Origin of the sequence: Cerasicoccus frondis (assembly GCA_031296915.1) — a bacterium.
In the GTDB taxonomy this organism is placed as follows: Bacteria; Verrucomicrobiota; Verrucomicrobiia; order Opitutales; family Cerasicoccaceae; genus Cerasicoccus; species Cerasicoccus frondis.
Genome location: JAVDPC010000011.1, coordinates 167,974 through 190,368 on the forward strand (window position 1 = coordinate 167,974; position 22,395 = coordinate 190,368).

18 protein-coding genes and 1 tRNA gene are annotated in these 22,395 nt (G+C 57.9%); 8 read left to right on the forward strand and 11 right to left on the reverse strand.

Annotated elements, in window-relative coordinates; all coding sequences use genetic code 11:
• Positions 1-88: 88 nt before the first annotated feature.
• The 3 genes from RBB63_RS11370 to RBB63_RS11380 form a co-directional block, all read right to left on the reverse strand.
• A complete protein-coding gene (locus RBB63_RS11370; protein WP_309384265.1) occupies positions 89-853 on the reverse strand; it encodes a sugar phosphate isomerase/epimerase family protein in 765 nt (254 codons plus the stop codon).
• A gap of 136 nt (positions 854-989) precedes the next feature.
• Positions 990-1,442 carry a hypothetical protein gene (locus RBB63_RS11375; RefSeq protein ID WP_309384267.1) on the reverse strand — a complete coding sequence of 151 codons (453 nt, stop codon included), beginning with the start codon at positions 1,440-1,442 and terminating at the stop codon, positions 990-992.
• A gap of 87 nt (positions 1,443-1,529) precedes the next feature.
• Positions 1,530-2,852, reverse strand: a complete 1,323-nt coding sequence (locus tag RBB63_RS11380) for a tetratricopeptide repeat protein (protein WP_309384269.1) — start codon at positions 2,850-2,852, stop codon at positions 1,530-1,532.
• Positions 2,853-2,979: 127 nt separating this feature from the next.
• On the opposite strand from RBB63_RS11380, the gene RBB63_RS11385 reads away from it, so the two are divergent.
• Positions 2,980-5,457, forward strand: a complete 2,478-nt coding sequence (locus RBB63_RS11385; RefSeq protein WP_309384271.1) for a hypothetical protein — start codon at positions 2,980-2,982, stop codon at positions 5,455-5,457.
• Positions 5,458-5,465: 8 nt separating this feature from the next.
• Here RBB63_RS11385 and RBB63_RS11390 read toward each other — a convergent pair whose 3' ends face one another.
• Entirely contained in the window at positions 5,466-6,269 is an 804-nt protein-coding gene (locus tag RBB63_RS11390) for an Hsp33 family molecular chaperone HslO (RefSeq protein ID WP_309384273.1), read from the reverse strand.
• 189 nt (positions 6,270-6,458) lie between these two features.
• On the opposite strand from RBB63_RS11390, the gene RBB63_RS11395 reads away from it, so the two are divergent.
• A complete protein-coding gene (locus tag RBB63_RS11395) occupies positions 6,459-7,100 on the forward strand; it encodes a PEP-CTERM sorting domain-containing protein (RefSeq protein ID WP_309384275.1) in 642 nt (213 codons plus the stop codon).
• Between the two features lie 282 nt (positions 7,101-7,382).
• Here RBB63_RS11395 and RBB63_RS11400 read toward each other — a convergent pair whose 3' ends face one another.
• Together RBB63_RS11400 and RBB63_RS11405 are read right to left on the reverse strand one after the other, a co-directional pair.
• Complete coding sequence (locus RBB63_RS11400) at positions 7,383-8,516, reverse strand: alpha-hydroxy acid oxidase (protein ID WP_309384277.1); 1,134 nt, start codon at positions 8,514-8,516, stop codon at positions 7,383-7,385.
• A 141-nt stretch (positions 8,517-8,657) separates the two neighbouring features.
• The gene (locus RBB63_RS11405) at positions 8,658-9,797 is read right to left on the reverse strand and encodes a glycosyltransferase family 4 protein (protein ID WP_309384279.1); all 1,140 of its coding nucleotides are present in this window, start codon (positions 9,795-9,797) and stop codon (positions 8,658-8,660) included.
• Between the two features lie 69 nt (positions 9,798-9,866).
• Between RBB63_RS11405 and miaA the strand changes: the two genes are divergently transcribed.
• The 3 genes from miaA to RBB63_RS11420 all read left to right on the forward strand — a co-directional run bounded on the left by miaA (position 9,867) and on the right by RBB63_RS11420 (position 13,501).
• Positions 9,867-10,784, forward strand: coding sequence for a tRNA (adenosine(37)-N6)-dimethylallyltransferase MiaA (miaA, locus tag RBB63_RS11410; protein WP_309384281.1), 918 nt, complete (start codon positions 9,867-9,869; stop codon positions 10,782-10,784).
• A 231-nt stretch (positions 10,785-11,015) separates the two neighbouring features.
• Entirely contained in the window at positions 11,016-12,380 is a 1,365-nt protein-coding gene (locus RBB63_RS11415; RefSeq protein ID WP_309384283.1) for a DEAD/DEAH box helicase, read from the forward strand.
• A 194-nt stretch (positions 12,381-12,574) separates the two neighbouring features.
• Positions 12,575-13,501, forward strand: coding sequence for a phytoene/squalene synthase family protein (locus RBB63_RS11420; RefSeq protein WP_309384285.1), 927 nt, complete (start codon positions 12,575-12,577; stop codon positions 13,499-13,501).
• 348 nt (positions 13,502-13,849) lie between these two features.
• Here the strand turns inward: RBB63_RS11420 and RBB63_RS11425 are convergent, their stop codons facing one another.
• The 3 genes from RBB63_RS11425 to RBB63_RS11435 are packed head-to-tail and all read right to left on the reverse strand — an operon-like array spanning position 13,850 to position 16,150.
• Positions 13,850-14,221, reverse strand: coding sequence for a YdbL family probable chaperone protein (locus RBB63_RS11425; protein WP_309384287.1), 372 nt, complete (start codon positions 14,219-14,221; stop codon positions 13,850-13,852).
• Positions 14,222-14,239: 18 nt separating this feature from the next.
• The gene (locus RBB63_RS11430; protein WP_309384289.1) at positions 14,240-14,461 is read right to left on the reverse strand and encodes a hypothetical protein; all 222 of its coding nucleotides are present in this window, start codon (positions 14,459-14,461) and stop codon (positions 14,240-14,242) included.
• 48 nt (positions 14,462-14,509) lie between these two features.
• Entirely contained in the window at positions 14,510-16,150 is a 1,641-nt protein-coding gene (locus tag RBB63_RS11435; protein ID WP_309384291.1) for a YdbH domain-containing protein, read from the reverse strand.
• A 163-nt stretch (positions 16,151-16,313) separates the two neighbouring features.
• Between RBB63_RS11435 and RBB63_RS11440 the strand changes: the two genes are divergently transcribed.
• Entirely contained in the window at positions 16,314-18,659 is a 2,346-nt protein-coding gene (locus RBB63_RS11440) for a ribonuclease R family protein (protein ID WP_309384293.1), read from the forward strand.
• A gap of 67 nt (positions 18,660-18,726) precedes the next feature.
• Here RBB63_RS11440 and RBB63_RS11445 read toward each other — a convergent pair.
• Positions 18,727-18,801, reverse strand: a tRNA-Cys gene (locus RBB63_RS11445).
• Positions 18,802-18,920: 119 nt separating this feature from the next.
• Between RBB63_RS11445 and RBB63_RS11450 the strand changes: the two genes are divergently transcribed.
• Positions 18,921-19,709 carry a ParA family protein gene (locus RBB63_RS11450; RefSeq protein WP_309384295.1) on the forward strand — a complete coding sequence of 263 codons (789 nt, stop codon included), beginning with the start codon at positions 18,921-18,923 and terminating at the stop codon, positions 19,707-19,709.
• Between the two features lie 363 nt (positions 19,710-20,072).
• Here RBB63_RS11450 and RBB63_RS11455 read toward each other — a convergent pair whose 3' ends face one another.
• On the reverse strand, positions 20,073-20,402 hold the full coding sequence (locus RBB63_RS11455) for an HU family DNA-binding protein (RefSeq protein ID WP_309384297.1): 330 nt from the start codon (positions 20,400-20,402) through the stop codon (positions 20,073-20,075).
• Between the two features lie 180 nt (positions 20,403-20,582).
• On the opposite strand from RBB63_RS11455, the gene RBB63_RS11460 reads away from it, so the two are divergent.
• Positions 20,583-22,232 (forward strand): AAA family ATPase, encoded by a 1,650-nt coding sequence (locus RBB63_RS11460; RefSeq protein WP_309384299.1) that lies wholly within the window; start codon positions 20,583-20,585, stop codon positions 22,230-22,232.
• Positions 22,233-22,395 lie beyond the last annotated feature (163 nt).

Below are 22,395 nucleotides of genomic sequence, written 5' to 3' on the forward strand. Positions count from 1 at the left end.
CATCTGCAATAGCGCCAACGCATTTCGCCAAAAAAAATCGCCGCTCCCATCCAGAAGCGGCGATTGAAAATACCGAAAACCGAGGCGCTTAGTCCTCCAGAAGATTCGCTTTAATGTAATCAAAGCTAATCTTCAGCGAATCAAAAGGATCACCTGGGCAAACGTCCTGCTCGACCATAAACCACTCGCAACCACCTGCTTCTGCGGCGGCGATGATTGCCTTGAAGTCTAGATTGCCTTGGCCAATTTCGCAAAAAATGTGCTCTTGGGCTGCCACCATCTTGAAGTCCTTCAAGTGAATCAAAGGAGTGCGGCCGGCAACTTTCTTCACCCAGGCAACGGGATCACAACCACCGGCGGCGACCCAGTAGGTATCGAGTTCAGCCTGGATCGCGCATTCATTATAAATTTTCTCCAGAATCGTGACGTCTCCCATGCGCATGAACTCGACGTCATGGTTGTGGTAAGTCAGCACCAGATCATGCTTCTCGAATACTTCGACGGCGTTTTTCAAGTCAGCAATGAGCTCATTAACAGACTCTTCGCTGGTGAAATCAACACCGGCCGGATAAGGGTAAGCGGTGTATTTGCAACCCAGCTCCTTGAGACGCTGGCAGGACTTTTCCGGCTCCTTGCGCACCACATCACTGGGTTCGTGCGTCGAGCAAAGCACGAGATTGTTTTCTTTGCAGAGGCGGACGATCTCGCTGTTTTCAATCGGGCCAAAACCGCTGACTTGAACGGCTTGGTAGCCGATATCGGCGACTTTTTTGAGAGTTTGCGCAACGTCTTCCGGTGTCTTGCAGAAATCGCGCAGCGTGTAAAGTTGGACGGCAACTTGGCTTAGCTTCATGAGGTGAGGGTTATCTGAGGGTTACTTGAAAGCCCAAGAATTACACTCGCCCACCAAGCAAGCGCAACCAAAAAACAAACACGTGTAGGGTAACTGATTGCGTTGCCCTGCACGTGTCTGTAGAGAAACTTACAGCTTAATGTGCGGCTGCTTCGAGCGAATCTTGCGCTGAGTCGACCGCGTCTTCCACCTGCCCCACCGGATCCGGGCGGTGCGGCTTCACGCCTAAATCACTCAGCGGCTTGAAGGTCACGGTAAGCACTGCGGCAAAGCCGAGCACGAAGACCGTCCACCAAAGCGACTTGGCGGCCTGCGGTTTTTTGTTAATCAGCGCAGTCATGGCGCCCAGCGCCAGCCAGATCGCGAACTTGATCATCGCCCATCCCGGAAAGCCGTAATTAAACTTTGCCAGCAATCCAAAGCCGCCAACCAACAAAAATAGCAACCCGACGCCGCTGGTAATCGCGCCGAACTTTCGCCAGGATGTATTGTCAGGTTTCAGCGCCGAACGCGCCACCATGCTGCCAAACGCCAGAAACACGAGCAGGATGCCCGCAAAATGCATAACCAAGTAAAAACGATAGTCCATGGCGTGAGGTTTAAGACTAAAGGTTAAAGGTTAAAGGTTAAAGCAACCCCCAGCTAACATTTTCAGCCAGGCATTCGCGAACCGGACTCAATTGCATTTCTGCAGCATCAACTCGTCCAGAGCCGAACGCGTGGTCTTGGCCGGGACAATCAAGTCGAAGTAGCGCCGGGCGTCGGCCTTGCGGCCAGATTCCGCCAAGGCGTTGAAGTGCGCCAAGCGAAACAAGTCGTCCTGCGCATCGCTGCCGCCGACCATCGGCAGTCGATCAACAATGGGCTCAATCAACTCAACCGCCCGCGCGGCGTCTCCCCTCCCCCAGCAGGCGCAGGCATCCACGAAATCCGCCCCCACCGGACGCCAGATTTCGCGCGCCTCCACATTATTCTGCTCGGCGCGCACCCGCGCACGCGATACGGCATCATTCGCGGCCTCCTGCTGCCCGCTTCGCGCCAGGGCGTAGGTGAACTGCCCTTCGAGAAATGGGATCAGGCATTCGCCGGCGTGAGGCGCGGACAGCTTGACCACCTCATCCCAAACGTCGTCCACCAACTGGCCAGCCATATCCATGCGCCACAGCAATGCAATTGCATCGATCTGCTCGCCGACACTTTCTGGATTGAGCCCCCAAATGTCATGGCGCAGCACACGCTCCGCCTTGGTCCAATCCGTTTGCTCCAGGTAAAACAAAGCCCAATGCCAGGCATTATGCGCATGAATCCCGCGGTCACAGCCTGACCAAAAAGGGGCAAAGCGCTCCATCTCGCGCACCCCCTCTTCCACCTGCCCGGTGCGGATCAGCACATGCGCCAGCGTGTGGTGGGCCCAAGGCTGCCCCGGCTCTTGCGCCAGAGACTGCTCGGCGGTCGCGCGGGCTTCGTCGTAACGACCCGACAATTCGAAGGCGAACGACAACATGGAAAGAAAGCCCGGATGCGCGCCATTAGCCTTACGCAATCGCATCATGTGCCAAAGGAAACGCTCCCCGTTATAATGCTGGCCGTTCGTGTAGTAAAGAAACTCACAGACCTTGGCGGACACCAAATCACGCGGATTGTCGACCGTCAGTCGCTCAAGCTTCTCCAGCGCTGCGTTGAATTCATTACGCTGAAAATGCTCCAAGGCCTCAATGAAAATGACTTCCCGCGTGCTCGCTCCGTAGAGACTGCGACGGGCCGTCAATAAATAACCAGCAGCGCCCAGCATCCCAGCCTGCGACTGGGCGTAGAGCATCGCCAACGCCGCATAGGCCTGAATAAGCGGCGTTTGCGCGAAGTTCTTGGCGTGGTCAAAGATTCGCCCCACATGCGGCGTCAGCCCCAGGAGATTGACTTCAAATTCCTCGATGGCGGCAACGGCCTCAGGGGCCTCCGCCCACACCGCCAATCCTCGCTGGGTAACAAATTCAGGCATGTCTCCAAAATAATAATCAATTCATCTGCTTGGCAATCAAGAAGCTCACTCTGCAACGATCAGGTGATTAAATTCCGGGAAGAATTTGCCTGACATTGACTCTCACCATTTCACTGCCACTAGTAGAATGATGCGCCGAATCCTAAAATATGCTTTCCTATCCACTACGGCCACCGCCTTGCTCTGCCAAGCGGATGTGGAAAATTTTATCGTCGAGAAACGAACTGTCACTTATCAGACGGCCAGTTTCACTCTGGAGACGCCCAGTAATCCGGCCTTTCTCGATTTCTATTTCGAGATATCCGGCGCACCTGAACTGGAGAGTGCGAGCTTTTCGGCCAATCTATCCGACGTCCCGTTTCAGTTTCAGGACGACACGGTCTGGCGCGGGTTCGTGGAGTTTGAAACGCAGACGGAACTCGATTTTGTTTACAACAACGCCTACTTCTACGACTTCACCACTCAATTGGCGGGACAATCCTCCAAAACTGCCAAGGGACGCTTGGCGCCTTCTGGAGGGTACCCCATCTACCAGCCCATCGTATCCAATTTTTCCCAAGTCTCAAGCGTCAGCCCGAATATTGATTTCAATATACTCATGAGCAATTCCGCGACTGGCGTGGACGGCTCAATCGGCTCAAACTACGTCCAGTTCACGTTGATCGATCCAGTTTCCATTGGCGCAGTGCTGGTTGACCAATACCCCAAAACCACCACAAGAATCGAGATCGAGCGCAATCAGCTGGAATCCAGTCACGACTATCTGGCGCGCGTACAGTTCGTCTGCCAATCCAACGAAACAACCGTCACCGGGACCAATGATTATCCCGTGGTCGGCCTCTTCTCTCGGGAAACCTGGTTTCGCCTGCGCACGACCGGCTCCTACCAAACCCTCGTCCCCACCCTCACCCAATATAGTCATTGGCGACAAGACGACGCTGACAACATCTTGGCAGAATCTGACGAAGACTACCTGCTCGGCCACGTTGACCAGCCCCCGGCCGATAACCTCTACGCCGTCACGCTCTCCCAGCTCAGCGTGCGTAAAGGCTATGCATTCGAAACGGAACTCGGAGACGAACACCACGATTTTGAAATCGAACTGCGCGACGAGGATTACGAAAACTTTATCAGCGGCCTGATCTCCATTGGTTGGAGTTACAACGACGGCGACACTCAGTTGGAAATGATGAACTGGGAACATGCCAACGTCAGCACTCCTCCTCAAATCACCAATTGGAACGCGTGCCAAGGCATTGTTCCCACCACGGATTTCAATATCCAGGTGCAACAGCCCGAAAACATGCCTGACGACATCGCCGCAACGATTGAAATTCGTGACAGCGAAGATGAAGTTGTCGCCGAAATACAGTCCACTGCTACGGCGGACGAGAATATTTACCCGATTACCATTCCAGCAAACACGCTGGACGTCACGACTCCTTACTCCGTCCGGTTGACCATTATCGGCAACGAAACAGTCACCAGCGGCATCGACGCCCGCAACGCTCATGTGATCGAGTTCGATATCGAAACCACCCTCAACTCTTGGGATGGCGTCCAGACAGCAGCCATTTACCGGGGTGCGTACTTCGATAATGACACTGGCAATTCCGATCCCAACGACGCATCCATTCAATTCGTGATCCGCGAGGATTCCCTCAACGAACTGGAGCAAGCTGCGGTCTACCGCCCGCAAGGCGCCGAGCTCTTTGCGCTGGCCCGGGAATCGTCGGTCGCAACCGTCCTGCAGGAGGTTATTTACGAAGACGCCAACACGCTCGGCAATCTCTACCCGGACGATGTTTACTGGTTTGAAACGACGAAAGACGGCGTCGCCACGCAAATCCCGTTCACTCTGGAAATGCCCGACGCCGAGACGCCCGACATCCATGTCAATATTGGCAATCTCGCTGATGGCATCGATCCCAGCCTGCCGTTGCCCATCAGTTGGAGTGGCTTCAACGCCGCAGCCGACGGCATGGACGTTGAGGTTTACATCGAAGGCGCCGTCCCGCAAACCCAACTACTGCAAAGCATCGCAAGCGACGGCCTGAGCGGCGAACTGCCCGCCGATTACCTTCAGCCCAATACCGCCTATTCACTGCGGCTGGTTTTCAAGCGAAATCTAGTCGTCGACACGGAATCCCTGATGGATGCAGAGCTGATCACCGGGGACGCCTACTTCACCACACTAGCCTTCACCACCGGTGAGGCAGCTTATGCCGACTGGCTGAGCGGTTTTCTCAGCACCGAACAACTGGCTGATCCATCCTTTACCGCCACCTCCGCCAATCCAGATGGCGACGCCCTGACCAACCTCCAGGAGTTCGCGCTCAACGGCAACCCGATCAGCTCCACGCCAACTCCTGGCTTCGCAGCCCAAAGCACCAGCTACTCCATTACGTTTAACTGGCGCTCGGACAATCCCTTGCTCTCGTATGACGTCGAATACTCCACCACGCTTGAGCCGCCATTCAGCGCTTACGAAGGCACGCCGACGGTGATTGAGGGTAGCCCTTACGACCAAGTGAGAATCACCTTCGACCGAATGGAGCGGCTATTCGCCCGCTTGATCATCCATTACGGGCTAGGGGCCGAATAGCGCTGATCTTAGGCGTCTTGCTGCGCGACCCACCCTTCAAGGGCTTCACGCGTCACGCCATACTTCGCGGCGCAGCGAGGGCAATTGACGGTAATAATGTCATCGCCGGCAAATAGCTCATCGGCCTGCACCCGGAAGACATTTTCCAGCGCGGCAAAGATTCGCTGATCGTTGCAACCGCAATCCCAACGAATGAATCGCGTCTCGATGTGATGCAGGTCTTCCTGTTCATCCAACTGCATAATGTCGCTTTTCTGCACGCGATAAAACCAGTCACGGTGCCAATCCGGGTGGGCCGCCAGCAGCGCAAACTGCGTTTCCGACAACTGGAAAAAGCGTGCTGGCCGCTGTTCACTGCGCTGGTAGTATTCCTGCGCCGCATGCAGCGGGTCGCGCCCTTCGAAGTCGATGTAGCTGCGGTAGGGCTCCTGCCCGCGTTTGCCCACCTCCTGGTAAAAGCTGTTGTATTCCGCCTGAGCCACATTCTCGGTGAAAATGCGCCCAGCCACGGTGTCGTCATCCGTATCGCCGACCAGGAAAAGATTCGTCAGCGGCTCCTGAAAGTTAATGGTCCACGACAAGGTCTGTCGTCTGGGGCGCGACACGCAGTGCAGTGCGAAACAGCCCAGCGCGCGTTGAAAAAGATTCAAAAGCTCCACTGGCGCGTCCAGTTGGTAGTGGGCCATGTGCTCGCGCCACTGCGCCATCAGCGGACCAAAATCCGCCCGGGTCAGCAAGATATTGCGACCGCGCAAAAACAACGACTCCACCCGGGTTCTCTCCGGCTCTTGATCGTAAAACGAATCATCCATCACACCACTTTCATAGCACATCCGGCGCCGGGCAAGCTCCAGTTGCGCATCCCCCAAAGCTGACAGCGCGCATAACCGGAAAAAATAACTGCCCTGTCCGCTTGGGCCTTGCCACGAGCTGCTTCTAGGTGTATTCCAGTAGATGTGTTTCTCAGGTGCTGCCAATTAATCGCTGCCACTGCTGCTGTATTGCCATTAAACGCGTTGGTGATCGAGACGCCTTATGGTTTCGGCGGAGTCGGCCCCGACATCAAAGCGGAGTTCGAAGCCGAAGCCGCACTAACCGGCATTTTCGAGGACTTCGATGGCATCGCCGGCAGCAATTTCAGCACCCTCCCCACGGCGCCAGGGGCAACTTTCAGCTCCAATATCGGCACGACAGGCAGCCCAATCAGCGTCAATCAAGTCCGCGCCTCAACCTTCAGTGGGCGGGTAGGCACGATTATCGGCACGCCCTTCAACGGCGGCAGCGATGATGGGCGCGTCGGCTATCAGGTCGTCTTCGACACCCCGCAACAATACGCGGGCATCCAGCGCTACTGGAACGACCAAACCTTGACTGAGTTTTACAACGCCGCCGACAAACTTATTTTCTCCTTCACCGGCGAATCAACTCCCTTTGTCGGTTTTGCTGCGGACCCCAATGACCCGAGCACTTGGGTGAAGCGCATCCAGATGGACACCACAGCGGCGTCCAGCAGCCGCCAAGTCGGCTATTCGGATGACCTGATTTACGGAACCGGCACTCTGACAATCCCGGAACCACGCACCTACGCCTTAATGGCCTTGGGCGCCGCGATGCTCGGCCTGTTCTGGTGGCGTCGCCGTTAGTCACAGTCTCTCTAGACGCAGGAGTGCGATGAAGAAATCAATAAGCACCTCACATCGGGGGGGGGAATCTTCTGCTTGGAGATAGCGCACGGTGGCGAGCCTGTGAGCGAAAAGCCAACAACGCTGGCGCGGAAAAGCACTCGGTTTAGGGCTTGGGGACAGATTAGAAGTTCGCGGCGTTGGCATTTCAATCACGGGCTTACAGCCCGCTCAATCAAAGCCGCCTTGCGCTGCATCCAATCTATACCCCACCTGACTCGGCCAATCTAGATGAAAAGTGCTCTAAATCAAATGCTTTGGCAGGTCTTCGAGCGTTTCGCAGCCGATTTGCTCCATCACTTGCTGTAGCTGGCGCTTCAGGATGCTCAAGGCTTGATCGCCACCCTGTTCGCCCATCGCGCAAACGCCAAACATCGGCGCGCGACCGCAAAAGACGAAGTCCGCGCCACAAGCCAACGAAGCCGCGATATCGGGGCCCGAGCGAATGCCGGAGTCCATCATCAGCTTTACCTTGCCCTTGAATTCCTTAGCGAGGTTGGCCAACGGTTTGATCGTCGATTGGCCGGGGTCCAATTGACGTCCACCGTGGTTGGAAACGATCATGCCGTCGACGCCGAGTGCGATCGCCTTGGCCGCGTCTTCGGGGTTCACGATGCCCTTGACCACGAGGTTGCCCTGCCACTTGTCGCGGATGGCCTTGATCTTCGACTCCGTCAAGCGCCCCGAGAACGTCTTGTTCATAAAGAGACCGAGGTGCTTCATGTTGAGGCCCTTCGGGATATACGGCTTCATCGTCTTAAACTCCGGAGCCCCGGCAGCCAACTGGCTAAAGGACCAAGTCGGCCGCGTGCACATCTGGAAGATATTCCGCGCGGTCATGCGCGGTGGGATGGATAATCCATTGCGAATTTCCTTCGGGCGGTAGGCAAAAGTCGGCGTATCGGCGAGGATGACCAGCGTCTTGCAACCGGCGGCAGCGGCGCGCTCCAGCAGCTTGTCGCGGAGCTCGTCTTCGGCTGGATGATACAGCTGGAACCAGAAATCACCCTCCGTAATCTCGGCAATTGTCTCAATGCTCGCGGTGCCCACGGTACTCAGGCAAAACGGCACATTGTGCTCCTTGGCGGCCTTGGCGAGAATCTCGCACGACTTCGGCCACATGAGCCCCTGCAGGCCCACCGGCGCAATGCCAAACGGCGCATCATAGGTCTTCCCAAACAGCGTGGTCTCCTGCGAGGTGCCCTTAAAATCGCGCAAATAATGCGGCATGAACTGGATTTCGCGGATGTCCGACGTGTTGCGCGCCAGGTTGATTTCATTAAAGCAACCACCAGCCAAATAGTCATAGGCAAAGCCAGGCATGCGCTTGCGGGCGCGCTCAGCGAGCCATTCGATGGAGGGATATCGGGAGTCCATGGGCAGAATCTGACAAACTTAATACGTGCAATTGAGGGAGACGGCCTGATGGAGGTTACAACCGTCTATTATGCATGTATGGCGCTCCCAGCGCGGAAAATCAATCATAACCGCGCGTTTCTTGGAAGATTTTGGAAGATTCTACGCGTTATCTTTCAGCCCTGCCAGCTTGGTCACCTCATCCGCGTAACCCTTAATAATACTCGTCCAGGAAAGCGACTGCGCCTTTTCGCGGGCCGATTGGCGGATCGCCGGCCACTCGGGCTTGGCGTCGACAAGGCGGTCAACCGAGTTGAGAAACGCGGGTTCGTCCTTAAACGGCGCCTTGAAACCGTTCTCGCCATCCACCACGTGGTGATGCGCGGCGGCGTAGTCGTAGCCGAGGACAACGAGCTCGCTCGCCATGGCCTCGGTCAGCACGTTGCCAAAGGTCTCCGTGGTGCTGCCGAACAGGAAAAAATCGCCCGAAGCGTAGTGCTCGGCCAGCTCCTGACCGCGGCGCATGCCGGCAAAGATAATCTCCGGATGCTTCTTTTCGAGTCCGGCGCGCTCCGGGCCGTCGCCCACCACAACTAGCTTTGCGTCGGGCAGGTGCGTCTTCAAGCGCTGGTAGGCGGCAATGGTCAGCGGGATGTTTTTCTCCGCCGCCACACGGCCGACATACACCACGACCGGGTCGCCGTTTTTCACGCCCCAACTGTGCCGCAAATCCTCGCGGCGGCGATGCTTACCAAAGAGCTCGGTGTCGACGCCACGACTGAAGATTTTAACGTTCTTAAAGCCGTATTTTTCGAGGTCGTCCACCGTCGCCTGCGAGGGCACAAACGTGGCCAGCGTGCGGTTGTGAAACCAGCGGAAGTAGGCCATGAGCCAGTTGGCGACGAACTTGTAGTTGTAGTGGTCGCCGTAAGTGTGGAAGTTCGTGTGAAAGCTCGTCACGACGGGAATGCCCAGCTTCTTGGCGACGTTGAGCGCCGAAAAGCCCAGCATGCCCTCGGTCGCGATGTGCACCACGTCGGGGCGATTGGCCGTCCAGAGCTTCTTCAGCTTGCCACCGGCAAACCAGCCAAACTGCAAGTCCGCGTAGCCGGGGATCGCAATGCCGGGCACCGTGTGGACCGGGTAGCCGAAGTCGGGCGCCTCGGCGTCGACCTTTTGCTTGGGCCGGACCAGCTCGACCTCGTGCCCTTGCTGGATCAGGTTGGTGACCAGACGCTCCAGCGTCATCGCGACGCCATTGACCTCGGGCGGATACGTTTCAGTAACGAGAACGAGCTTCATAACGATCCTTAATTAAAAGAAAAGGCGTTGCTAGGCCATGCTGCACAGTTTGTCATGCACATACGCCCTGTGTCACACACAATTAACATAATCGCCGGCCCGACCGCTGTCGGAAAAACCGCCCTCGCACTCGATTGGGCGGAGGCCAACGGCGCGGAAATCGTCAACGCCGACGCCCTGCTCTTCTATCGTGGCATGGACATCGGCACGGCGAAACCCTCGGCCGCCGAAATGGCCCGCATCCCGCATCACCTGATCGACATCCAGCCCGCGCGCGCCGCCTACTCGATCAAGGAATACGTGGACGCCGCGCTGGCCGTTGTGGCCGACATATTCGCGCGCGGGAAGAAAGTGCTCGTGGTCGGCGGCAGTGGCTTTTACCTGCGGAGCTACTTCGCGCCCGTCGTCGATGGCATTGAGCCGGACCCCGCGATCCGCGCCGAGGTCCAGCAGCTCGAAGCCGAAAACGGCCTCGAAGGCATGCTCGCCAAGCTCGACTCGCTCAACCCCGAAGGCACGGGCGCGCTCGACCGCGACAACCCGCGCCGCGTGGCCCGCGCTCTGGAGCGCTGCCTGATCTCCGGCAAAACCCTGGCCGCGCTCGAAGCCGACTTCGTCAACTTGCCCGGCCCGTTCAACCAATACCCCAAGCGCAGCGTGCTCCTGCTCCGCGACAACGCCGAGCTCCACCCGCGCGTCGAACAACGCACCCGCGCGATGCTTGCAGCCGGCCTCGTGGACGAGGTGCAACGCCTACGCGCCGAAGGCTTGGAGGAAAATCCGCCCGCGGCAAACTCCATCGGTTACCGCGAAACCCTCGCCTGGCTCGACGCTGGCGTGGGGAACCTCGACGCCCTCGCCGAAGACATCAACCTCTCGACCCGCCGCCTCATTGCGAAGCAGCGCAAGTGGTTCCGCACCCAGTTTTCTCCCGACCTGATCATCGAAGGCAATGCAAGCCTGACGCAACTCAGCCTCTTTGCTTAAAGCGACCCACGTAAAATAAGCAAAATTATTCACTTGCCAAGCGGATGTTAATGGCCATTGTCCGTCGCAAGCTACTCGGGATAGTCCCGAAAACCGCCGCATCTAGCGGGGTTACGCTCCTGAACCGGTCTCCATCGATGAGTGATTGTTTCAGATTCACAATCCACTTCATCGAAAGCGCCCGCCAATTTAATTCCGGCCTCACCGCCGCGCGGGCAAGACAGACCATCTATGAGCGAGACTCAATCCTTCGAGGCGCTGCCCCTGGCGGCGCCCCTGCAACGCGCTTTGCGCGAAAAGAACTATACCACGCCGTCACCGATTCAAGCACAGGCTATCCCGCCGCTGCTCGAAGGCCGCGACCTGCTGGGCTCGGCCCAGACCGGCACTGGTAAAACCGCCGCGTTCGCGCTGCCGATTCTGCATCAGATCCACGAGCGCCCCAAGCGCCTGATCAAGAAGCAATTTCGCGCGCTGATCCTGTGCCCAACCCGCGAGCTCGCCGTTCAGGTGGGCAAGAGCTTCGACACCTACGGCCAGCACCTGCGCATCTCCACGGCGCTCGTTTACGGCGGCGTCGGCGCGACTCCACAGATCAAGGCCCTGCGCCGCGGCGTGGACATCCTGGTCGCTACGCCTGGCCGCCTGCTCGACCTGTATGAGCAAGGCCATTTCGACTTCGATGGCGTGGAATTCTTTGTCCTCGACGAAGCCGACCGCATGCTCGACATGGGCTTCATCCACGACATCAAGAAGATCATTTACAAGCTGCCAGTCGAACGCCAGTCGCTCTTCTTCTCGGCTACGTTCTCCAAGACCGTCACCGACCTGGCCAGCGAAATTCTGGACAACCCGGCCGAAGTCCGCATTGCTCCTGAAAAGCAAACTGCTGACGCTGTTGACCACCGTATTTGCTTCGTCGACAAGGACGATAAAATGCCCCTCCTGCAAAACCTGCTCGATGAGCAGAAGCAGAAAGAAGGCGACCACCTGACCCTCGTCTTCAGCCGCACCAAGCACGGCGCGGACAAGCTCGCCAAGGCGCTCGGCCGCGCTGGCCACCGCGCGGAAGCGATTCACGGCAACAAGTCTCAGGGCGCACGCCAACGCGCATTGGAAAACTTCCGTCGCGGCAAAGTGGGCATCCTCGTCGCAACCGATGTCGCCGCACGCGGCATCGACGTGAAGAACATCACCATGGTCGTCAACTATGACCTGCCGGACGAGCCCGAAGCCTACGTGCACCGCATCGGTCGCACCGCCCGTGGCGGCGCCGAGGGCGTTGCGTTGTCGTTCTGCACCAGTGACTGCCTCAATGAACTCCGCGCCGTCGAGCGCCTGATCAAGCAGCAGATCACCACGCACGACGATCACGAATTCCACCAGCCCAAGGTCGAGTCTCGGCGCCAAACCGCCGGCAAGCCCGGCCAAGGCAAGCGCTTCCAGCGCAAGGGCAAAGGCGGCGGCGGATTCCGCGGCAAGTCCGGTGGCGGAGGCTTCCGCGGTAAGTCTGGCGGCGGCAAATTCGTTAAAGGCGGCCCACGCGCCAAGCGCAATTTCCACGCCAAGCGTGGCCCAGCCAGTTCGGCAAGCTAAAGCAAGATTTTCAACGACACCGCTCAGCAATGGGCGGTGTTTTTTTGTGTCTGCGTGGAAGGGGGCGACCACGCCTTCCAGTTCGAAGGGCGCGCGCGTTATCCCTAACGCGCAGTTTCATCCAGGCACTTTTCGCTGAGGCAAGGCTTGCCCGTTAGGGATAACGGGCGCTAGCTTGTTGCTTTCTTCTACGCATGCCGAAACCACTGGGCAACGCCATCACCTGCAAACTGCCGACCGACTGGGAAACCCCGCAGCCGGAAGCTGCCTGGAGCCGCAAGCCGGAGTTAGCAGCGTCGCTCACCGCCTGCAAGGAGGCCACCCGCGAGCACGCGACCAGCTTCTTTTTTGCTTCCTTCCCCTTGCCCGCAGAAAAGAAATGCGCGGCTTATGCGATCTATGCATTTTGCCGCTGGGTTGACGACGTGATCGACGAAACGCCGCCCGATCAACAGCCCGACCTCGCCACGCTCCAAGCGGAGCTCGACGCCATGCTCGCCGGGCAAAGCGCCCTGCCCTTTGCGCCTGCCTTCGCCGAAGTGACGCGCCAGTACGCCGTGCCGACCAGCTTTTACGTGGACCTGATGGAAGGCTGCTGCTGGGACCGCAAACCCGTCGAGTTTGTCGACTGGCCAGAGCTGGAACTTTATTGCTACCACGTGGCCTCGGTCGTGGGGCTGATCATGAGCCGCATCTTCGGTCTCCAGGAAATAGAAGGCGTGCCGCGCGCCATCGAAATGGGCATCGCGATGCAGCTCACGAACATCCTGCGCGACGTGGCGGAAGACTTTGCGCGCAACCGGGTTTACCTGCCGCGTGAGGAACTGGCAGAGTTCGGCCTCGACCGTGAATTCCTTGCCACACCCAATGCCACGGACCCGCGTTGGCAGAAGTTTGTGCGCTGGCAAATCGAGCGCGCGCGCGATTACTATCGCTCTGGCGAAACCGGCCTGCGCTACCTCGACGGCGATGGCTCACGCTTTTGCGTCAAGCTGATGAGCCGCGTTTACGGCGGCATCCTCGGCGCCATTGAACGGAAGCAAGGCGACGTGTTTGCGGGGCGTTGTTACGTGCCCACGCACCGCAAGCTGGCAATCGCGCTGCAGTCTGTCGCGAGCTAAGGTTGGCGCATCGGGGCGTAAAGCCCCTCCCACAATTTAGAGCACTTTTCATCTAGATTGACCGAGTCAGGTGGGGTATAGATTGGATGCAGCGCAAGGCGGCTTTGATTGAGCGGGCTGGAAGCCCGTGATTGAAATGCCAACGCCGCGAACTTCCAATCTGGCCCCAAGCCCTAAACCGAGTGCTTTTCCGCGCCAGCGTTGTTGGCTTTTCGCTCACAGGCTTCCAGCCTGCGACGCTCAAGCCGCCTTGCTGGACACGAAAAATCACTGCGGCCTGACTCGGCCAATCTAGATGAAAAGTGCTCTAGTGCGCAGTGGGAGCGGCTTTATGCCGCGAAAACGCGGCTACTTTTTATACCAATTACCTTTGGTATCCTGGAGCCAGAGCCCTGGCTTCGCGCCTTTGGAAATCTGCGCAGCTCGCTGTTGGCCGACTTGCGCGGGCGAGACATTCGCGGACTGGGCAATCGCGGCATAGACGGTCTTGCGGTCGGCGTTTTCTGCGGCGATGAGCTTCGTTTGCTCGGGCGACAGGCTGCCGCGCGCTTCAACGTAGCCCTGATTGTTCTCACCGATCAGCCCTTGCGACCACAGTGACTCGACCTGAGGCAAGCGCTGCTTCATCGCTTGCTTTACGGCGTTCAGGTCGGCCGCGCTCGCGGATGCGACGGCAAAGATCAGGGAAAGAAAAAGAGTGAATATGGCTCGGTGCTTCATGGCTAAAGATTGCTGGGATTATTGATCACTGCTATGCGCGGGCGGTTCCTCGTTGATCAAGCTCGACTGCTGGTCTAGATCGCCAAAGAAGTCGTCCAACTCACGCTCCACCTTCAGGTTTACATCGACGGTGATGTGGATCGGGTCGATCTTGTGGTGCGTTTCCACTTTGTGCTCCGTCTGAATACAGCCGCTCAAGATCGCCGACGCCGCAAGGGCCAAGAGGATAGGTCTCTGCATGCTAGATAACATAACCCGTCGCAGAGTCCCGTCAATTCCAGCAATGCATTACTGCATCTTTTGTTGCAGCTTCAAAATCAAATTCAGCGTCTCGATGACGTCGCCGGAAATGGGCACATCGAGCACCACTGGCACCTGGGTCCCCTTCACCGTGCCCTCGCCTTCGATCTGGATAAAGACATCGGCGGGCTTTTTCGGCTGGGTTTCACTCACCACGAGGCTGAACTTCGTCATGTGCAAATCCCGCATGGCGAGTTCCGTCAACACCGTAGCGCCATTGGGTTCCTGTAGAATCGTGAGCAAGTCCTTGCCCTGCACAAAGTCGACCGGATTCAGGCTGGCGTCCTGCGTGATCCAACCTTGCTTGTAAAATTGAAAACGCCCCGTCGTGCCCGGCGTCATATCCAGCCGCCCGTGCAACAAGCCTAGGATGTCCTTGCCAATGCGCACGCCGAGTTCCCCGGACACGCTGCCTATAATGCGCCCCTCGAAGTCTGGCGCCAAGGCCGCCAGTTGCTCCAGATCGACCCGATCAAACTGAATCCTCACCGTCAGCGAACGAGGCGCAAAGGGGCTTCCTTCCAAGCTGATAACGATGCTGCCATCCAACGCATTGGCTTGGAGATTCACGTCCAGCACTGCTTTCTCTTCCGGCGTGTAAGTGAAGGTCAAGCGGCCATCGCTGGCGGATAATTCTCCTTGGCTAAACTGATCAAAAGATAACGTCTGCGGTTTAAAGACCCCGAGCGGCGTCAATGAAACGGGATTCAATTCGCCGCGCAGACCTTCGATTCGGCCAGCGCCGTTGGACCAAGTCAACGTAGCTGGAGTCAGCGCCAACCGCGCCTGGAGTTGATCCGGCAAATGTCCAAACAACGACGCTTCCAGCGAATCCCCCGCCAACGAGCCCCCCGCGACTGACGCGGAATAATCCGCCGCGCGCAGGCTGGCTTTCACGTTCAGCACTTCGTCCCGCGCCAGGGCAGCGTCGAAATCCAAGCCGCCGCTCAGCTCGATATCTTGCGCCAGCTCCGGCAGTGAAACGCCAAACTCGGGCGCCGCCGCCAGCCAATGCGTCACGCTGTCGAGCCCCCACGAGGCGCGCAGCACCGCGCGCTTACCGCCACGATGGCCAACCGCTGTCAGGCTAAGCGGGGCAACGCCGTCATCTATCTGAAGGCGAAGCCTTGTCCGCGAGTCGAAATTAATATCCGCAAAGGCGGTCAATTGCTGCCGCCAATTGCCCTTCAGTAATTCGATTTCCGCATTTTCCACCACGACTTGGCGCAGCGGCTTTTCCGCAGGTATCGCGAAACCGCTCGACTCAGCTTCGGAGTCGGTGGGCTGATCCAGCCATTGGCCGAGGTCCACCAGCAGATGTGGATGGCGAATCCAAATAGAATTCAATTGCTGGCGCCGCAGTTGCTCCACGGTGTAGTCAACGTCGACATCCGTATCGGTAATGCGCAGGCCCGGCATGCTTAGTTCGTCAATGTGGACCCTAGTCTCCGCCAAGCCCAGTTCTTGAACCGCGATCTCCGATCTCTCCAGCGGCGCCTGAGCCAACAGTGGCGGCAACGCGGCATTAACCGCCGACGTGACCCACCAACGCAACGTAAACAAAGCCACGGCAATCAGCAGCCCGATTACCAGCGCGGTCCACCAGATGAATCGCCACAACCGTCGCATTCAGGCCACGGTATTTACTTTGCCGCGCAAAGCAAGCCGGGCCTGAGCCTGGGCATACTCAAAATGCGTTACCAAAATGAAAAATGCGCGTGGGTATCAGGTCGTTTTACTTTAAAGCTGTTCACTGCCCCCATCCCTGCGCTATGCTCCCAATCAACCACCTATGGCTCTAGAAGAATCGATTATCGAATTGCTGGGGAAAAAAGATTACTCCCCGCTGCGCCAGGAAGAGCTGGCCAACGCCCTCCTCCTCCGTAAAAACGAACGCAAGCAACTGCGCCGCACCTTGCACAAACTACTCGACGAAGGCGTCATCGCCCGCGTTAAGAAAGACCGTTTTGTCCTACCCAAGGACGCCGACCTCGTCGCTGGCGAGATCAGTTTCCGCCAAAGCGGCTCCGCCCGCGTGTTCCCCGAGCAAAAGCCGGGGCAGGCCACCCGCGACCCCTTGGAAATCAAGGCCGAAGACACCGGCCTCGCCATGCACGGCGACAAAGTCCTCGTCCGCGTGGACGACAGCGACAAGCGCTTCCACGGCCGTGCGCGTGGCAATCGCAAAAACGACTATTTCGCCAACCAAACCTTTGGCCGCGTCATCCGCATCCTGCAGCGAAAGCGCGAAACCTTCCCCGGCACGCTCAAGCGTTCCCGCATGTTCTGGTATGTCATCCCGGACGACCCGCGCATCATCCAGGACATCCTCGTCCCACCACCTGAGCAAGCCACCTTCCTCCCCCGCCCCAAGGAGGACGACAAGGTCATCGTGCGCATGCTCGAGTGGCGTCAGCGCCACCTGAATCCCGAAGGTGAGATCATCGAAGTGCTCGGCGAAACACACGAGCCAGGCGCGGAGTTTAAGGCGCTGCTCCACAAGTTTGACCTATCGCCAGAGTTCCCACAGGCCGTCAGCGAGCAGGTGCTCGAAGTCTCGCCCAAGGTCACCAACAGCGACATCGGCAACCGCTTTGACGCGCGCAAGATCTTTACCTTTACCATCGACCCGGACGACGCCAAGGACTTCGACGACGCCCTCTCCATCGAGTATAAAAAGAGCGGCGGACTACGCATCGGCGTGCACATTGCCGACGTCTCCGCCTACGTGAAGCACAACACCGCGCTTGATCGCGAGGCCCAGAAACGCGGCAACTCCACCTACCTCGTCGGCTGCGTGATCCCCATGCTGCCACACGCGCTGTCGAACGGCATTTGCTCGCTCGTCGAGGCTGAGGACCGTCTCGTAAAAACCGTCTGGCTGGACTTCGACGCCAAAGGCGGCTTGCGCAAAAAGTCGTTCTCCAACTCCGTCATCCGCTCAAACAAGCGCCTCACTTATGCTCAGGCCCTGGCGCTGCTCAAACAGAGCGACTTGGAGAAAATTCGCGCCACGCCCCTGCCCGCCGCGCACCAGACCGGCTCCACCGGACGCGCCCTCAACACTCTCAAGGACGACGAGCTCAATGACTTGCAAAAGGGCGTGCGCGCCCTGTGGAAAATCGCCGCCAAGCTCCGTCGTGATCGTTTCAAAAAAGGCAGCCTCGAGCTCGACATGCCCGAGGTGAAAATCTACGTCGACGAAGACGGCTACGCGGACAGAATCGTCCAGCACGAATACGACGAGAGCCACCAGCTCATCGAGGAATACATGCTGCTGGCCAACGAAGTCGTCGCCAAGGAATTAACCCAGGCTGGCCTGCCTTATCTCTCCCGCGTCCACGACGAACCCGAACCCGACAAGCTCGACGAGCTGCGCCAACAAATGGCCATCGCGGGCATCAAATGCGGCGACCTCACTAAGCGCGGCGAAGTCACCAAGCTGCTCAAAACGATCAAGGATCACCCGCAGGGCTACACGCTGCGCATCAGCTTCCTCCGCAGCCTCAAGCAAGCCTGCTATCGCGCCGAGGCCGACGGACACTACGGGCTCGCCAAGCAGTTTTACGCGCACTTCACGTCGCCAATCCGCCGTTACTCGGACCTGATCGTGCACCGCATTTTTGACTTCCACTTGGTCAAGTCCGGCAACGACAGCGCCCCCTCGCGCCCACCCAAGATTTACTCAAAGAGCGAACTCGACCGCCTCGGCGACCACGTCTCGATCACCGAGCGCAATAGCCAGGAAGCCGAACGCGAGTCCAACAAGATCAAGCTTCTGGAATACTTCGAACGCGAGGCCGAGCGCCCCGAGAAAAACCACTTCGACGCCGTCATCACCGACGCCCGCAACCACGGCCTCTTCATCGAGCTCACGCAAACGATGGCCTTCGGCATGGTCCACATTTCCACGCTACAGGACGACATTTACCACGTCGTCGATGGCGGCGCCGCTCTCCTCGGCCGCAAAAAGCAAAAGCGCTACAGCGTGGGCGACAACGTCAAGGTTGTCATCGAGCGCATCGACCGGTTCAAGCGCCAGATGGACTTCCGCCTCACCGATCAAATCGAGGACAAGCCCAAGCGCGGCGGTCGCGGCGGCGGCAAAGGCCAATGGCAGAAAAAGCGCCGAAAGTAAGTCCACAACTTCCCGCACCCACCAAATGGCGCAAAAAAACCCGCAGGGCATTGCGGGCGTTCGAAAATGGAGGTGCGGGGCGGAATCGAACCGCCGAATACAGGTTTTGCAGACCCGGGCCTTACCACTTGGCTACCGCACCATCGTTTGAAGCGGACAAACCAAAGAAATTTCCGCCAGCTTTCAAGCGCTTTTTGCGTTTTTTCGTCACGAGCGTTTTTCTCCTTCCGCCTTCGGGCATAATTCTCTAAACCCACCTCAATGCCGACCAAGGTCTTTTCCATCGCCAATCAGAAAGGCGGCGTGGGCAAAACCACGACTGCCATCAACCTCGCTGTGGGCCTCGCCCGCCGCAAGGTCCCAACCCTGCTCATCGACCTCGACGCCCAGGCCAACGCCACCAGCGGCCTCGGATTTGAGAAGGAGCCGGGCGGCAGCCTCTACGACGCCCTCCACGGCGAAGGCGAAGCCATGGACAAGGTTCAGGAAACCCGCGAAAAGAACCTGTGGATCATCCCGTCGGAAGTCGACCTATCCGCCATCGAGGTCGAGCTCGGTCAGAAGGAGGACTACCTGATGCAGCTCAAGAACGTGCTGGAGCCCGTCAAGGCCAGCGGCAAGTTCTCAGCCATCGTCCTCGACTGCCCTCCCGCCCTGGGCATGATCTCCATGAACAGCCTCACTGCGGCAGACTACCTGCTCGTCGCCCTGCAGTGCGAATACCTGGCGCTCGAAGGCCTCGGCCAAATCCTCAGCGTGGTCGACCAGCTACGCGAAGCGGAAGTCAACCCCGAGCTCGAAGTCGGCGGCATCCTGATGACGATGTATGACTCCCGCACCAAGCTTTCCAAGGAAATCGTGGACGAAGTCCGCAACTACCGCCCGGACCTGCTCTTTAAAACCATTATTCCGCGCACGGTCCGCCTCTCTGAGGCGCCCAGCTTCGGCAAATCCATCTTTGAATACTCCCGCCTGAACCCCGGCGCCTTCGCTTACGGCAAGTTCGCCAAGGAAGTCATCGAGCGCTTCAAGCTGGAAAAGGCCAGTTAAACGCCGACGAGGCAAAATTCTCTTTTAGCCGCGGATGAACGCGGATTTAACGCGGATCATTGCCAAGGTGGACGGATAAGACCAATACGTGCAAGCACTCGCGCCAATAAATGATTTCGACAGCTCAGTGGAATCACTGAGATCGGAAGCATTCTTTGCGTGCCAGATTCTCGGACAACGGTCGGCTTTAAATGCTTCCGTGGACCTGGCCCACACTTCTTCCACTGCGCTAGGGGAATCCAAACCTCTCCGTGAGGGTGGGCAATTAACACTTCGATTTCATGCTCTGCTGGCATCCGCGTGAAATCCGCGTTCATCCGTGGCTAAAAACCCGCGTATCGCGCCTAAAAAAGCGAACCAAGCCTACTCGGCGGTGTCTTCAGCGTCCAGTTTGGACAAATCAAGATCTTTCAAGTGCGCCTTCAGTTCCTTGCCCGCCTTAAACTTAATCACGGCGCGCTTGGGGATGACGACGTCTTTTTCCGGGCGATTTGGGTTACGGCCAATGCGGCTTTTGCGCAGTTGGACCTCAAAAACGCCGAAATTTCGCAGTTCGACATTGCGCCCCTGGGAGAGCGCGTCCGCAATGGCGTCGAGTGTCAACTGGACAGTCTCCCGAACCTCCTTTTGCGGAAAATTGGTTTTTTCGTAGATTTGAAGGACGATATCCCGTTTGGTGAGGTTGCCGGACATGACAAGGAAAGAAAGAGATGTAAATTACGCAACGCTGTGGACTGGTAAGGCTGATAGTCTTGCATCGCCTTCAGGGTGTCAAACATTATTTAGTCCCTCATCATCTATTAGTTAGGAAATTTTTTACAGCTGCGGCAGCCCCGCACAAACCCACACAACCCACACAAATTTAAGCAAACCATGAGTGATAAAGACGACGGCAACCTCATCGAGGAAATTCAAAAAAAGCTTCAAAACATGATGCCGCCGGGCAGCAAAATCATGGGCGTGCATCCCATGGGCGGCATGGGCGTGACACCTGATGAAGAAGAACCTCAAGGCGACATTGACCAAGAGGCCGAAGACGCCGAAACCCTGCGCCGTATAAGGGATTTTAATCTTAAGCCCAAGGACATCCGCGACCACCTCAACCGCTATGTCATCAAACAGTTCGATGCCAAAAAGGTGCTCTCCGTCGCCATTTGCGACCACTACAACCACATCCGTCAGTGCCTGGAGAATGAGCGCCTGCTGGAGCAAGATTACGCCAAGCAGAACATCCTGCTACTCGGCCCCACCGGCGTCGGCAAAACCTACCTCATGCGCAACATCGCGCGCTACATCGGCGTCCCCTTCGTCAAAGCCGACGCCACAAAATTTTCTGAAACTGGCTACGTCGGCTCCGACGTGGAAGACCTGGTCCGCGACCTCGTCAAGGCCGCCAATGGCAACGTGGAGCTCGCGCAATACGGCATCATCTACATCGACGAGATCGACAAGATCGCCTCTTCCGGCAATATGGCTGGCGGTAAGGACGTTTCCGGACGGGGCGTGCAGATCAACCTGCTCAAGCTCATGGAGGACACCGAGGTCAACCTCTTTTCCCCCAATGACATCATGGGCCAGATGCAGGCGATGATGACGGGCGGTCAGCGCGGCAAAAAGCCCAACAAGCGCACCATCAACACGCGGCACATCCTCTTCATCGTCAGCGGCGCCTTCGACAAGCTCGGCGAAACGATCCAAAAGCGCGTCGAGCAGTCCTCCATCGGTTTCGGCGCCAACCTCAGCGACGCAGCCGCCGAAGATCCCTACGCCTACTTGCAACAGGCCGCGACCCGCGACTTCATCGACTACGGCTTCGAGCCAGAGTTCATCGGCCGCATCCCCGTCCGCGTCGCCTGCGAAAGCCTCAAACCAGAAGACCTCGCCGCGATTCTGACCAGCTCCGAAGGCTCGCTTCTCAAGCAATACCGCCGCGACTTCGCCGGCTACGAAATCGACTTCAAGATCACGCCAGAATCTATCATCGAAATCGCCAGCCAGGCCTACGAAGAGCGAACCGGCGCCCGCGGCCTGATGACCGTCCTGGAGCGCATTTTCCGCAACTACAAGTTTGAGCTGCCCTCAACCGCCATCAAATCCTTTGAGGTGACGACCGACATGATCGCCAACCCGGAGGACGCGCTGACCAAGCTCATCGTCGACCACAAGCACCTGATGCGCGAGGTCTGGGAAAGCGAACTCGAAGCTTTTTCCACCGCATTCGAGAGCGAAAACAGCTTCAAGCTCACCTTCACCGACGAAGCCGCGGACATCCTCATCGAAGCAGCCACGGAGGCCGACCGCACCCTGCGCACCATCTGCGACGAACGCTTCAAGGACTACCCTCACGGCCTGAACATCGTGGCCCGCAACACCGGTCGGACTGAGTTTGAAATCAATGCCGCCGCCGCCGAAAATCCGGACAAGGAGCTCTCGCAATGGGTAGTGCAAAGCTTCAAGGAAGTCGACGCCCTTAAAACCAGTGAAGCGGACGGCGATGATGAAGAAGCCGCGCCCAAAGAGTAGCGCGCCGGAGACCATCGTATCTTACAGAGCGAAGATTTTTTAATTTCACGCCCGCTTCGCTTAAGACGCAAAGCCGCAGAGTTGCCCTAGAGCACTTTTCATCTAGATTGGCCGATCAGGCCGCAGTGATTTTTCGTGTCCAGCAAGGCGGCTTAAGCGTCGC